Annotated in this window: 11 protein-coding genes; 5 read left to right on the top strand and 6 right to left on the bottom strand. The window is 64.7% G+C overall.

Annotated features, from left to right (window positions below; all coding sequences use genetic code 11):
- Positions 1 to 112: 112 nt before the first annotated feature.
- Positions 113 to 1042: a glycine/sarcosine/betaine reductase selenoprotein B family protein gene (locus ACFFWD_RS21335; protein ID WP_376968455.1), complete on the top strand. Its 930-nt coding sequence runs from the start codon at positions 113 to 115 to the stop codon at positions 1040 to 1042.
- On the opposite strand, the gene ACFFWD_RS21330 is transcribed toward ACFFWD_RS21335, so the two are convergent.
- Complete coding sequence (locus tag ACFFWD_RS21330) at positions 1039 to 2085, bottom strand: phenylacetaldoxime dehydratase family protein (protein WP_376968454.1); 1047 nt, start codon at positions 2083 to 2085, stop codon at positions 1039 to 1041. The genes ACFFWD_RS21335 and ACFFWD_RS21330 overlap by 4 nt on opposite strands.
- 36 nt (positions 2086 to 2121) lie before the next feature.
- The gene (locus tag ACFFWD_RS21325) at positions 2122 to 3138 is read right to left on the bottom strand and encodes a carbon-nitrogen hydrolase family protein (protein WP_376968453.1); all 1017 of its coding nucleotides are present in this window, start codon (positions 3136 to 3138) and stop codon (positions 2122 to 2124) included.
- A gap of 230 nt (positions 3139 to 3368) precedes the next feature.
- Here ACFFWD_RS21325 and ACFFWD_RS21320 point away from each other — a divergent pair, with 230 nt between their 5' ends.
- Both ACFFWD_RS21320 and ACFFWD_RS21315 read left to right on the top strand, forming a co-directional pair.
- On the top strand, positions 3369 to 4325 hold the full coding sequence (locus ACFFWD_RS21320) for an AraC-like ligand-binding domain-containing protein (RefSeq protein ID WP_376968452.1): 957 nt from the start codon (positions 3369 to 3371) through the stop codon (positions 4323 to 4325).
- 151 nt (positions 4326 to 4476) lie between these two features.
- Entirely contained in the window at positions 4477 to 4830 is a 354-nt protein-coding gene (locus tag ACFFWD_RS21315) for a PilZ domain-containing protein (RefSeq protein ID WP_376968451.1), read from the top strand.
- A 17-nt stretch (positions 4831 to 4847) separates the two neighbouring features.
- On the opposite strand, the gene ACFFWD_RS21310 is transcribed toward ACFFWD_RS21315, so the two are convergent.
- Entirely contained in the window at positions 4848 to 5897 is a 1050-nt protein-coding gene (locus ACFFWD_RS21310) for an NmrA family NAD(P)-binding protein (RefSeq protein WP_376968450.1), read from the bottom strand.
- Positions 5898 to 6014: 117 nt separating this feature from the next.
- On the opposite strand from ACFFWD_RS21310, the gene ACFFWD_RS21305 reads away from it, so the two are divergent.
- Complete coding sequence (locus ACFFWD_RS21305) at positions 6015 to 6839, top strand: helix-turn-helix domain-containing protein (RefSeq protein ID WP_376968449.1); 825 nt, start codon at positions 6015 to 6017, stop codon at positions 6837 to 6839.
- A 67-nt stretch (positions 6840 to 6906) separates the two neighbouring features.
- On the opposite strand, the gene clpA is transcribed toward ACFFWD_RS21305, so the two are convergent.
- Together clpA and clpS are read right to left on the bottom strand one after the other, a co-directional pair.
- A complete protein-coding gene (gene clpA, locus ACFFWD_RS21300) occupies positions 6907 to 9312 on the bottom strand; it encodes an ATP-dependent Clp protease ATP-binding subunit ClpA (RefSeq protein ID WP_376968448.1) in 2406 nt (801 codons plus the stop codon).
- Between the two features lie 264 nt (positions 9313 to 9576).
- Positions 9577 to 9909: an ATP-dependent Clp protease adapter ClpS gene (gene clpS, locus ACFFWD_RS21295; protein ID WP_376968495.1), complete on the bottom strand. Its 333-nt coding sequence runs from the start codon at positions 9907 to 9909 to the stop codon at positions 9577 to 9579.
- A gap of 511 nt (positions 9910 to 10420) precedes the next feature.
- On the opposite strand from clpS, the gene ACFFWD_RS21290 reads away from it, so the two are divergent.
- A complete protein-coding gene (locus tag ACFFWD_RS21290; protein WP_376968447.1) occupies positions 10421 to 12397 on the top strand; it encodes a TadE/TadG family type IV pilus assembly protein in 1977 nt (658 codons plus the stop codon).
- 85 nt (positions 12398 to 12482) lie between these two features.
- Here the strand turns inward: ACFFWD_RS21290 and ACFFWD_RS21285 are convergent, their stop codons facing one another.
- Complete coding sequence (locus ACFFWD_RS21285) at positions 12483 to 12818, bottom strand: phasin family protein (protein WP_376968446.1); 336 nt, start codon at positions 12816 to 12818, stop codon at positions 12483 to 12485.
- Positions 12819 to 12928: the final 110 nt, after the last annotated feature.

Below are 12928 nucleotides of genomic sequence, written 5' to 3'. Positions count from 1 at the left end.
GGCGCAAAGGCCTGTTCGCATTGCAAGTCTGTTCCCGCGCGGCGCGGCTTGACACCGCAGGCGCCTAGTCTAGCTATTGCTGATAATGATGGCGCGCATAAGGGAGCGCAAAATGGCCGCACCGTCCGACGATCAACTCGGCTTCGCGCCCGACGACGACGCGCCGATCGGCTACATGAAGCGCACCCGCGACTACTATGCGGCGATCGGCTACACCACGCCCTACCGCTGGGCGCACCACACCTCGGCGCCGTTCCAGCCGCTGAAGAAGCCGCTCGCCCAATCCCGGATCGCGATCATCACGACCGCGGCCCCGTTCGATCCCGCCAAGGGTGACCAGGGCCCGGGTGCGAAATATAACGGCGGCGCCAAGTTCTATTCGGTCTATGACGGCGACACGTCAAAGCCGCACGATTTGCGGATTTCCCACATCGCCTATGACCGCGTGCACACCTCGGCGACCGACAGCGGCACCTGGTTCCCGCTGGCGCAGCTCAAACGGCTCGCCGCGGAGGGCCGGATCGGCGACGTCGCGCCGCACTTCTTCGGCGCACCGACCAACCGCAGCCACCGCGTCACCATCGAGACCGATGCGCCTGACATCCTCGCGCGATGTCGCGCCGACAATGTCGATGCCGCGGTGCTGGTTCCGAACTGCCCGGTGTGTCACCAGACCGTCAGCCTGGTGGCGCGGCATCTCGAGGCGAACGGCATCCCCAACGTCGTGATGGGCTGCGCCAAGGACATCGTCGAGCACGCCGCCGTGCCGCGCTTCCTGTTCTCCGATTTCCCGCTGGGCAATTCCGCAGGCAAGCCGCACGACGTCGCCTCGCAGGCCTTGACGCTGGAGCTCGCGCTGCGCGTTCTGGAATCGGCACCGGGACCGCAAACCACGGTGCACTCGCCGCTGCGCTGGAGTGACGATCATTCCTGGAAGCGCGACTACAGCAACGCCGAGGCACTCAGCGCCGACGAGCTGGCGCGGCTGCGCCGCGAGTTCGACGCCCAGAAGGAGATCGCCAAGGGCTTGCGCGTCGCCTAGGGAGCACTCGGCGTCGCGACGGCGGCGAGCATGCCGGTCTGCGGGTGACAGTTGAGATATTCGAAGAACTGCTCGTCCGCGGCGGCGACCGTGACCTCGTGATACAGCCTTAGCTTGGCGCTCGGCCCGAGCGTCGACAGATATTTCATCGCCGCGCCGAAGATTCTGACATGGGTCGGATGCGATTCCGCCCAGCGCTCGAGCGCAGCGAGGCTCCTCCACCAGCTCTGGCCGTAGGATTTTTCGATGTCGCGGCCGTCGGCGTCGACGACGCGCATGTAGCGGTTGGCGTAGCAGCCGATCGGCCCGCCGTCGTCGCGCAGGAAGTCCATGCCCTCGCGCAGCACCGGCTCGACATCGTCGAGATACATCTTGCGCTCCGACGCCTCGGTGTCGCTCCAGTCCTGCCCGGAGCGGATCAGGCAGAGATTGTCATGCGCGACGACACGGATGCGCGCGCCGTCTCTGACAGCGCGCGGCTCGCCGCTTGGTGCCATGTCACTGGTTTGCGACAGCGGAATCCGGTCGCGCATGCCGCCCCAATAGGCGTGCTCCTGCACCTCCCCGCTCATCGCTTCGGCGAGGATGGCGACGCCTTCCGGCCGGTCGAGCGAGGAGAACAGCGTCTCATAGCGCTCGACATGCGGCCGCAGCACCTCGATGAAGCAACCGACGCCACTCCCCTCTCCGCCGCCGGTCCAGGCCTCGCGCGCCTGATCAAACCAGGCATCGAAGCGCGACGCACTGTCCCAATAGGCAACCGACACCACGTTGGTAAAGCCGGCCTGATCGACATATCGCGCCCGGTCCCAATGCAAGGGGCCATTGTCGGCCGCAAAGCGCGCGGCGATCTGCGCCAGCGCCTCGGCCACTGCCGCGGTCGGCTCGCCGCGATACTGCACCCCGAAATAGGCCATGATCACGCGGGTGACCGCGGGCTTATGGCGCGCGACGAACGACGGATAAGGCGGTTTGTAATCGTCCGGCACGCGCCGATGACGGGACCGCGCGGTCTGCAAATGGGCTGGGATGGCGGATTCCATGGCAGTCGCCTCCGGTTGGATGTCGTCTGTTGCTGATCAGCTTGCGGCCGCATCGACCTCCTCGCCCGCGAACGTGTCGAGCGGCAGCGCAAAATGCTCGACGCGCTTCGAGGGCTTCTTGTTGAGCAGGAGCCGCGTGACGTCGGGCCGCGAATAGTGCCCGGCCGGATCGGCGGCATTCTTCGCGATCCCGATCGCGCCGAGATCAATGTCGGCGACCAGGAGGCCCTCCTGGTCGGGCGGAAGCTTTTCCGCGATCGAGCTGCCGTCGGGGCCGAAGATCGCGGCATGGCCGCCGCCGACATGCAGCAGCGCGTGCTTGTCGTCGCGGTCGCAGAGCTCGTCGATCATTGCCTGCGAGACGGTGGCGCAGGGCGCGAGCACGAAGCACGAGCCCTCGACGGCATAGACGCGCGAGGCCGCATTGTTGACCTCCCAGCCGAGCGCCGGCGCGAACGGATCGTACAGCGAGAAGCTCGGCCAGGCCGCGACATGCACCTGCTCGTTCTGGGCGTACATCGCGTATTTCGACAGCGGCTGCAGATGCTCCCAGCAGCACAGCGCGCCGAGCCGGCCGATGCCGGGACGGTCATGCACCGCAAGGTCGCTGCCATCGCCCTCGCCATAGACGGTGCGCTCCGCATGGGTCGGCCGCAGCTTGCGCCGCTTCGCAATGGTCTCGCCGTCGGGGCTAACAAGCCATTGCGCGAGGTAGAGGCTGCCACCGTCGCGCTCGGACAGGCCGAGCACCGCGGTGATGCCGGCCTTCTTCACCGCGAGCCGCAAGCGTTCCGCCTGCGCGCTGTCATAGCTGAGCGAATTGTCGAAATAGCGTTGCACGAAGCCGCGGCCGATCGCCCAGGCCGGCGAATCCAGCCAGATGTACCAGGGATAGCCGGGGATGAAGGCCTCGGGGAAGGCGATCAGCTTGGCGCCCTTGGCGGCGGCCTCCTCGATCAGCGCGATGGTCTTGCTGACCGACGCCTCGAGGTCGAGCCAGGCCGGCGCCGCCTGCACCACCGCGACGCGATATTTCGGATGTTGAATGCCCATGATGTTCCCTCCTCGCCGCCGGCCGCGCGGCCGTTTCAGCACTTGATCGGCCCGGTCGGCCTCTGACATCATGCTGCCCCGGAACCGGCGGCGCCGTTCGACCAGGACGGAAGGAAAATTCGACTGCCGGACCACACGCGCCCGCTGCCATCCGGTACGAACCTTGCTTTTGGCTTCAGTCGCTCAATGACCCGCGTGGCTCACGTTTTGACCCGTGGAGGGAGGAAGTCATGCCGGCCCTGTTCACAACGGACAACGCGCCCACGCATCGGCGCCTCGCGCTCTGGCAAGACATCGTCTGCGACGTCTTTGTGCAGCTCGACTGCAGGTCCGACCTCGGCTCCGCCTTCCACGGCGCCATCACCTCGTCGCAACTTGGCCCGGCGAAGTGCTCGACCGTCTCGTCGAGCCGGCAGCGCGTGTTCCGCACGCCGTCGCGGATTTCACGTGCGAGCGAGGACTTCATCCTGATCGCGCTCGGCCGGCAGGGCGTCGGCGCCGTGCTGCAGGACGGCCGCGAGACCGTGATCCAGCCGGGCGAGTTCGCGTTCTACGACACGACGCGGCCCTATGAGCTGCGCTTCAACGACGACTTCGCCCAGACCATCTTCCAGGTGCCGCGCGAGGTGCTGCACCGGCGCTTTGCCGGCACCCAGAGCCTCACAGCGACAGCGTTCACGCCGGACCGCCCGGTGGAGCGGCTCGCCTGGCAGTTCATCGCGGGGCTCGCCGACATTGCCGACCGGCTCGATCAGGACACGGCGATCCGCCTCACCGATCAGGCCGCCGACCTCGTCGCGATGGCCATGAGCGAACGGCTCGGCACCAGCGCCCTGCCGTCCTCGACCCACCGCTCGGCGCTGTTGTACCGGCTGAAGGCGCATGTCGCGGCGCATCTCGCCAATCCCGACCTCGGCCTGGCCGAGACCGCCGCCGCGCTCGGCATCTCGCCGCGCTACGTCAACAGCCTGTTCGCCGACGAAGCGACCTCGTTCCAGCGCTTCGTGCTGGCGCAGCGGCTCGAGCACTGCAAGCGCGACCTCGCCTCGCCCGCGCACGCCCACCGCCATATCGGTGAAATCGCCTTCGCCTGGGGCTTCAACGATCTGTCGCATTTCGGCCGGGTGTTCCGCGAGCATTACGGCCTGTCGCCGCGGGATTGGCGGCACAGCCGGCTGCCGAACTGATTGCGGCGCTTGCGCACTGCGAAAACTGACCGGAAATCCGCACCGTCCCGACGGCGATCGGTTTACGTTAACGGCAACAGCCTCTGCCGGTGACCTTCTTTTCGCGCCACATCCCGATACAGTCGGTTCCGTTCATTTGGAGGAATTTCCGATGCAGGACCGGCGCCACGACGCGCGCGACAAGGTGCTCTATGGCGGCGTCGCCGAGATCAAGGAGCGCGGCTCGACGATGGATTGCGTCGTGCGCAACATCAGCGAGCACGGCGCCTGCGTGGAAATCGCCCCGACGGCAAAGCTGCCTCCCGAGATGAACCTGACCATCGCGCGCAAGGGCCGCTCGTTCCTCGCGCGGCTGATCTGGCGCCAAGCTAACAAGGTCGGGCTCGCCTTCCGCATCATGACCTCGGACACGCCGGTCAGCGACCTCGACGAGCGGCTGCGCCAGAGCGAGATCAAGAAGCGCCAGCTGCAGCGCCGGATCAAGGAATTGCTCGGCGAAGGCTGAACGCTACCTCGCCGCCGTCAGGCATGGGTCGCCGTCCAGGCCTCGGACTCGCGCGCGAGCACGAAGCCCTCGATCTGAGGGGCGCCCAAGCGCGCTTCGATCCGCCTGATGTCGGGTTTGCGCGCGAGCAGCGCAGCCAGCAAGCCGCCGGTTTCCCGCAACGCCCCCGCTATTCCGCGCTCCGCCAATGGCGACGCCCTGACGTAGCGCCTCGCGATGGTGAGAAAGTCCTCCGGCATCACCCCGGCGACGTCCTCGACGACGCCGGTCGGCGCACCGACGCCGAACGCGTTGGCCTGATAGTCCTGCAGAAACCAGTACAATTGGGAGATCACGAACTCGGATAGCCCGAGCGATACGGCAGCCTTCAGAAACATTGCCAGCGGCACGTCCTGGTACCTCACGGCACGGCCGAGTGCCGCGCCCATCAGTTCGGCGATGTCGCCGGGCGCCAGCAGCCGGGGGCCGGTCGGCCGGTACGCCTTGCCGATATGCGGCGCCGGCTCGGCCAGGCAAGCCACAATGACCCGCGCGATGTCCTCGTTGGACGGCGGCGCGTTCGAGCCGTGCCCCAGCGGCAGGCCGAACAGCCCGAACTGGGCCGCCTGCCCGATCACGGCGAAGTAATTGTCCGCGAACCAGCCCGGTTGCACTGTGACGATGCCGATATCCGGCATCCACGACAGCATATGGTTGGTCAGCCATTTCTCGCGTGCATGCACCGCGGGATGGCTTGCATCGGCCACCCATTGGCTGAGCTGCACCACGGCCTCGAGCCGGGCCTCCCGCGCAGCCGCCGCAAACAGCACCGCGCGCCGCAGCGTGCCGGGTTCGAGCGGTGGACAGAAATAGGCGCGCTTTACGCCCGTCATGGCCTGTTCGAGGTCGCGCAGACTCTCCAGCGAGCCCACGACGATTTCGACGCCCCTGCCCCGCAACAGCGCCGCGCGCGCGTCGTCCCGGCGGACCAGCGCACGCACCGGAAAGCCCTTCTCCGCGAGCCCGAGCGCGGTCGGCATGCCGGTCTTGCCCGTCGCTCCGGTGACCAGGATCTTCGGCTTCAGCATTGCATCGCTCCGGACTATCTGGGGCGCCTTTCTCATTCACTATTGCTGCTCACGTAACTCGTGCAATTACCCGGCGGGTAATTGGACCCGCCCGCCGGCAGGAACAGGATCGCGGGCATGACGGAACGCAAGCGACGGCAACCGCTGCAGGCAGATCACGTCGGCGCACGCTTGAGCGAATGGCGGGCGCGGCGACGAGAGAGCCAGCTCAGCCTCGCGATCAGCGCCAATATTTCGCAGCGCCATCTCAGCTTTGTGGAGTCCGGCCGCACGCTGCCGAGCCGCGACATGTTGATCCGGCTCTGCGATGCGCTGGATATCCCCTTACGCGCGCGCAACGAGCTGCTGGCGTCGGCCGGCTATGCTGCGCTTTATCCGGAACGATCGCTCGATGTTGCGGAAATGGCGAGCGTGCGCGAGGCGCTCACGCGCATCATCACCCACCACGAGCCCTATCCATCGTTCGTGGTCGATCGGCAATGGCGCGTCGTCATGCACAATGACGGCGCGGCGCGGCTGGTCGCCGCCTGCTTCGACGAAGCCACGCTGGGCGCGCTGTCGGCTGACGGCGCGCTCAACTTCATGCGCATGATGTTCGAGCCGTCGCAGATGCGCCCGAGAATCCTGAACTGGCCGGCGGTGGCGTCGCGCCTGCTGGTCCGACTTCGCAACGAAGCACGCGGCGATCCGCGGTCGCCCTCCGCGTCGCTGCTCAGGGAGTTCGGACCATCCGCGGGCTGCGACCTCGCGGCTGACGATCACGAGCGCGCCGAACTTCCGATCATCCCGCTGCAGCTCAAGGTCCATGGAACCGTTCTGCACCTGTTCAATACGATCACGACGTTCGGCACGCCGCAGGACGTCGGGCTGCAGGAACTGCGGATCGAGCTGTCCTATCCGATGAATCCGCAAACGCGGGATTTCCTGGCCGGCCGCGTCTGACGCCGGCGCCAACGAAAAAGGCCGGCTCTTCAGCCGGCCTTTTCCATTTCGGTAATTCGTCAGCCCGTCAGGCCTTCACCAGCGGCCCGCGCGACGCGGGGCCCTTGGAGCCGCCGCCGTTCGAGCCACCGGATTTCGGCGGCTTGCGCTTGCGGGCGCCGGGCAGCTTCTCCGGCTTCGGCGTGACCGGCCCCTCGACGAACTCGAAGCCGATCTTGTCCTTGCCGGTCGCCTCGTCCTTGACCAGCACGACGCGGACGTGGCCGCCGCCCTTGAGCTGGCCGAACAGCACCTCATCCGCCAGCGGCTTCTTGATGTGCTCCTGGATGATGCGCGCCATCGGACGCGCGCCCATCTGCTCGTCATAGCCGTGCTCGATCAGCCAGGCCTTGGCGGGCTCGGACAGCTCGATCGTGACGTCGCGGTCGGCGAGTTGCGCCTCGAGCTGCAGCACGAACTTCTCGACCACCATGCCGATCACGTCGGCATTGAGGTGGGCGAAGGAGACGATCGCGTCCAGCCGGTTGCGGAACTCCGGCGCGAACTGCCGGTTGATCGCCTCGTGGTCGTCGCCTTCCCGCTTCGAGCGGGTGAAGCCGAACGCCTGGCGCGCAAGATCGGCGGCGCCCGCATTCGTGGTCATGATCAGGATCACGTTGCGGAAGTTGACCTGCTTGCCGTTGTGGTCGGTGAGCCGGCCGTGATCCATGATCTGCAGCAGCACGTTGTAGAGATCCGGATGCGCCTTCTCGATCTCGTCGAGCAGCACAACGCAATGCGGATGCTGGTCCACGCCATCGGTGAGCAGGCCGCCCTGGTCGAAGCCGACATAGCCGGGAGGCGCGCCGATCAGGCGCGACACGGTGTGCCGCTCCATGTATTCGGACATGTCGAAGCGCAGCAGCTCGACGCCGAGCGATGCGGCAAGCTGCTTGGCGACCTCGGTCTTGCCGACGCCGGTCGGACCCGAGAACAGATAGCTGCCGATCGGCTTCTCCGGCTCGCGCAAGCCGGCCCGCGAGAGCTTGATCGATGCAGCCAGCGCTTCGATCGCCTTGTCCTGGCCGAACACCGTGCGCTTGAGGGTCTGCTCGAGATGCTTCAGCACCTCGGCATCGTCCTTCGACACGCTCTTCGGCGGGATCCGCGCCATGGTCGCGATCGTGGTCTCGATCTCCTTGATGCCGATCGTCTTCTTGCGCTTGCTCTCGGCGACGAGCATCTGCGCCGCGCCGGACTCGTCGATCACGTCGATCGCCTTGTCGGGCAGCTTGCGGTCGTGGATGTAGCGCGAGGAGAGCTGCACGGCAGCCTCGATCGCCTCATTGGTGTATTTCAGGCGATGGTAGTCCTCGAAATAGGGCTTCAGGCCCTTGAGGATCGCGATCGCGTCTTCCACCGTCGGCTCGTTGATGTCGATCTTCTGGAAGCGCCGCACCAAAGCGCGGTCCTTCTCGAAATGCTGGCGATATTCCTTGTAGGTCGTCGAGCCCATGCAGCGGATGTTGCCTGCGGCGAGCGCGGGCTTCAGCAGATTGGACGCGTCCATCGCGCCGCCGGAGGTGGCGCCCGCCCCGATCACGGTGTGGATCTCGTCGATGAACAGGATGGCGTTGGGATGCGCCTCCAACTCCTTCAGCACCTGCTTCAACCGCTCTTCGAAATCGCCGCGATAGCGGGTGCCCGCAAGCAGCGTGCCCATGTCGAGCGAGAACACGGTCGCCGCGGCCAGAACTTCCGGCACCTCGCTGTCGACGATGCGCTTGGCGAGGCCCTCGGCGATCGCGGTCTTGCCGACACCGGCGTCGCCGACGAACAGCGGGTTGTTCTTCTGCCGGCGGCACAGCACCTGGATCGCGCGGTTGATCTCGGCGTTGCGGCCGATCACCGGATCGATCTTGCCGTCACGCGCCTTCTTGTTGAGGTTGACGCAATAGGTCTCGAGCGCCTCGCCCTTCTTCTTGGAGTCCTCGTTGCCCTTGGTCTCGGTCTCCTCGTCGACGCCGCGCACCGGCCGCGCCTCGGAGACGCCGGGGCGCTTGGCGATGCCATGGCTGATGTAGTTGACGGCGTCGTAACGCGTCATGTCCTGCTCCTGCAAGAAATACGCGGCGTGGCTCTCGCGCTCGGCGAAGATCGCGATCAGCACATTGGCACCGGTCACCTCCTCGCGACCGGACGATTGCACATGGATCACCGCGCGCTGGATCACGCGCTGGAACCCGGCCGTCGGCTTCGCGTCGTCGGCGCCGTCGGTCACCAGGTTTTCGAATTCGGTCTCGAGATAGTTGACGAGGCTGGTCCTCAGCTTGTCGAGATCGACGCTGCAGGCCCGCATCACCGCCGCCGCATCCGAGTCATCGATCAGCGACAGCAGAAGGTGTTCAAGCGTCGCGTATTGATGGTGGCGCTCGTTAGCAATCGCCAGCGCACGATGCAGGGATTGTTCAAGGCTTTGGGAAAAAGTTGGCATTCGCGTCCTCTATGGCCCCCGGCCATCATGATCGCCATTACCCGGTCAGGCAACAGCAACCTTCGTCATCCCCTGTCATATAGTGACGTCGGATCGTGGCGAAAGACCGGCCCTTAAATGCTGGTTTTCCTCTAAATTTCCGGCGCCACGCCGCGACGTCACGCAACCCTCCCCGCAATCATGCGGGGATGCCGTTCGTCTCCGTCGCGAACATCGATGCAAGACCCGTTCCGCGGATACGCCGGGCCGACCGTGACTTGCGAACTACTTCTTTTCCATCACGCATTGCAGCGGATGCTGGTGCTTGCGGGCGAAATCCATCACCTGCGTCACCTTGGTCTCGGCGATCTCGTAGGTGAACACGCCGCACTCCCCGATCCCATGATGGTGGACGTGGAGCATGATCTTGGTCGCCGCCTCGGCGTCCTTGTTGAAGAACTTCTCCAGCACGTGAACGACGAACTCCATCGGGGTGTAGTCGTCGTTCAGGATCAGGACCCGGTAGAGGTTCGGACGCTTGGTCTTCGGCTTGACCTTGGTGATGACTGAGGTCGACGGGCCGCCGGTCCCGCCATTGCGGTTCTCGTCGTTGCTCAGTCGGGGAGCTGGGGCGGTCGAACCCGCCGGCTTGGAGGAAACCGGCTCGGACGAAAGTGATGTGGACGTGGATCGCAACATGGCTCAGGCGTTCAAATTCCCCAGGGGAAACCGGTTGGCGCATCAGGGCCGTTTCGCGATTGCCACAGCAGTCATCGCGGAACTTCCAGCAACGCTCTCCAGATTGCCGCTCCCGGACCGATCCAGCGGCTGGATCGGCCACCCAAATATGGGCCCGACCAAGGCCTGCCGCAAGCGCAGAAGCCTCGCGCGGAGCTGGCCCCGCCTCACCCCGAATCCCGGCGCGGCAACCTCGGCAAGGTTAATCATTTCTGCCTGATTTGACAAAGGACAGGGGCATTCAATTTAGAGGGCATTCAGGATAGCGCGCGCTTTGCCTTCCTTTTGATCCCTTGCCCGGGTTTTTGCGGGGGTTTCCGCAGACCGATTCATCGTCTGTTTAGTCGCCCTCGTCGAGATGGCCGCGCAATCCATCTCGCCGAGAGCGCAAATGCTTGGCTCAGCCATTTCCAATCGCATCCGCACGGCTGTCCGCCGGTTTTCCAGGGCGACCGACGGCAATGTCGCGGTGATCTACACCCTCGCTATCCTGCCGATCCTCGCCTTCATGGGTGCGGCGGTCGACTATACCCGCGCCAACAGCGCCCGCTCCTCGATGCAGGCGGCCCTCGATTCCGCCGCGCTGATGCTGTCCAAGGACCTAACCATGGGCAACATCACGTCCTCGCAGATCCCGGCCAAGGCACAGGCCTATTTCAACGGGCTGTTCACCAACAAGGACGGCCAGGGCATTACCGTCACGGCCACCTACACGACCCCCACCGCGAGCACCGCGGCGACCATTCTCCTGAGCGGGTCCGGCTACATCAACACCTATTTCATGAAGTTTGCCAATTTCCTGCCGTCTGGCGGCAATTTCGACACGCTGAATTTCGGCACCTCGACGACCACCACCTGGGGCAATGTCAAGATGCGCGTCGCCCTCGCTCACGACAACACGGGATCGATGGCCCAGGACGGCAAGATTACCGCGCTGCGAAACGCGGTGGCCGGGAGCGGCGGCCTGATCGACCAGCTCAGCGCGCTCAGCAAGAACAACGGTGACGTCTATATTTCCGTCATCCCGTTCGCAAAGGACGTCAATGTCGGCTCCAGCAACTCCGGCCAGAGCTGGATCGACTGGACCGACTGGCTAAATCCGCCCACGACCCAGCCCAACAACGGCCAGAGTCAGGCGACGCTTCCCATCAACTGGCATGCCGTGGGACCTGGCGCGAAGTGCCCGTTCAACAACAGCATTGGCAACACCAATGGTAGCGCAAACGGTGGCTTCGTTTGCAAAACCGGTCCCACCGCAAGCAACAGTTCGACCACCTCAACGATTCCGTCGACGACGATTACGGTCAACGGCGCAACCGTCAAAAATCCCATTTGCCCGACCGCCGATTACAACACCCAGGCAAAGTACAACGGCTGCTGGAGCAGCGAACCGACCGGTCTGACGGAGACATTCTGCAGCGGAAGCTCGAACTGTAGTTGCCCAAAGAACTCCTCGGGTTCCAACGTCTCGGGTTGCAGTTGCAGTGGCAGCGGCACCGGCAGGTCCTGTACCGGATTGACCTACGTTCACAACTGGACACAGCCTGGTCCCAACGACCTGACAGACAATCCGGGTCAACCCAGGGTGTCCGCCGTCGTCGGATTCAAGGACAACAGTAGCGCAACTAACAAGGACCACATCTGGACTCCCAACGCCGTCGGGGTCGCAAATGACTGGCGCCAGCCTTCCACCAACCCGATCAGCACCTGGACCGGCTGCGTCGCGGACCGCACCCAGCCCAACGATGCGACGGGCGTGCTGCCGGCGTTATCCGACGTCACGACGTTGTTTCCGGCCAACGAGTATTACGACACCTGGGGTAACAACGCCTTTTGCAGCAGCAGCGCCTCGACACCGCTCGAGCCGATCATCCCCCTGAGCTACAACTGGAGCGCCCTCAAGACTGCCGTCAACGCGATGCAGCCGACCGGCGGCACCGACCAGTCGGTCGGATTGGCCTGGGCATGGCAGTCTCTCCTGGTGGGCGGCCCCCTGAACACACCGGCCGAGGACGCCAACACCACCTACAACCGTGTTATTATCCTGCTGTCCGACGGTCTGAATACCCAAGACCGCTGGCCCGACTACGGCGACGGCGGTTCGCAGGCCTCTGGCAATCCGATCGATGCCCGGCAGACCCTGCAGTGCCAAAATCTGAAGAACGCGAAGGATTCCAAAGGCGCGTCGATGTACACGATCTACACGATCCAGGTGAACACGAGTTCGCCCGCCGATCCGACCTCGACTGTCTTGCAGAACTGCGCGAGCAGCCCCGATAAGTTCTACATGCTGACGAGCTCAACCCAGATCCTCACGACGTTCAACTCGATCGGAACTGCTCTCAGCAAGCTCCGCCTGTCGAGGTAGTCGCCCCGTTTCACGGAAAAAAAGCGCAAGCAAAAAAAGCCCGGCCGATGCGGCCGGGCTTTTTCATTTCAGTATTCGAAGCCGGTTACTGGGCCGGCGTGAACTTCGCGACCAGGCCCTCGAACGGCTTGAAGGTCTGCTTGGCGCAATCGCTGTAGAGGCCGGCGATCTTCTGCGACTCCGAGACGAAGGTCTCGTAGGCGGAACGCACGAACTCGGTCTGCGCCTCGAGCGCCTTGTCGAGCGACTTCACGCCGGACAGCGTCTCGACGAACGACTTGGTGTCCTCGAACGACTTCTTGGCATAGTCGCCATAGGCGGCGGCGATCGCCTGGACGCCGCTCTGCAGGTTGCTGGCGGACGCCGCGACCGATTCAAAGTGCTCTTTGCCGTAGCTCTGAATGTCTTCAATCTTGACCATGATGGGGGTTCCTTTTTCCCAGACGCGAATATGCAATTCATTCTGCCGGGAAGCTCCCGGCCCCCTGACGGTAGCGAGCATAGTGCACTGCACAATAAAGTCAAGAAATA

The organism is Bradyrhizobium erythrophlei (assembly GCF_042430365.1).
In the GTDB taxonomy this organism is placed as follows: Bacteria; Pseudomonadota; Alphaproteobacteria; order Rhizobiales; family Xanthobacteraceae; genus Bradyrhizobium; species Bradyrhizobium erythrophlei.
The sequence above is the reverse complement of the archived record's forward strand: the minus strand, read 5'-3'. Positions and strand labels throughout refer to the sequence as shown.

Excerpts from the sequence above, each read along its gene's own strand:
- ACFFWD_RS21335 (WP_376968455.1), top strand. The coding sequence starts at position 113 with ATGGCCGCACCGTCCGACGATCAACTCGGCTTCGCGCCCGACGACGAC.
- ACFFWD_RS21330 (WP_376968454.1), bottom strand. The coding sequence starts at position 2,085 with ATGGAATCCGCCATCCCAGCCCATTTGCAGACCGCGCGGTCCCGTCAT.
- ACFFWD_RS21325 (WP_376968453.1), bottom strand. The coding sequence starts at position 3,138 with ATGGGCATTCAACATCCGAAATATCGCGTCGCGGTGGTGCAGGCGGCG.
- ACFFWD_RS21320 (WP_376968452.1), top strand. The coding sequence starts at position 3,369 with ATGCCGGCCCTGTTCACAACGGACAACGCGCCCACGCATCGGCGCCTC.
- ACFFWD_RS21315 (WP_376968451.1), top strand. The coding sequence starts at position 4,477 with ATGCAGGACCGGCGCCACGACGCGCGCGACAAGGTGCTCTATGGCGGC.
- ACFFWD_RS21310 (WP_376968450.1), bottom strand. The coding sequence starts at position 5,897 with ATGCTGAAGCCGAAGATCCTGGTCACCGGAGCGACGGGCAAGACCGGC.
- ACFFWD_RS21305 (WP_376968449.1), top strand. The coding sequence starts at position 6,015 with ATGACGGAACGCAAGCGACGGCAACCGCTGCAGGCAGATCACGTCGGC.
- clpA (WP_376968448.1), bottom strand. The coding sequence starts at position 9,312 with ATGCCAACTTTTTCCCAAAGCCTTGAACAATCCCTGCATCGTGCGCTG.
- ACFFWD_RS21290 (WP_376968447.1), top strand. The coding sequence starts at position 10,421 with ATGCTTGGCTCAGCCATTTCCAATCGCATCCGCACGGCTGTCCGCCGG.
- ACFFWD_RS21285 (WP_376968446.1), bottom strand. The coding sequence starts at position 12,818 with ATGGTCAAGATTGAAGACATTCAGAGCTACGGCAAAGAGCACTTTGAA.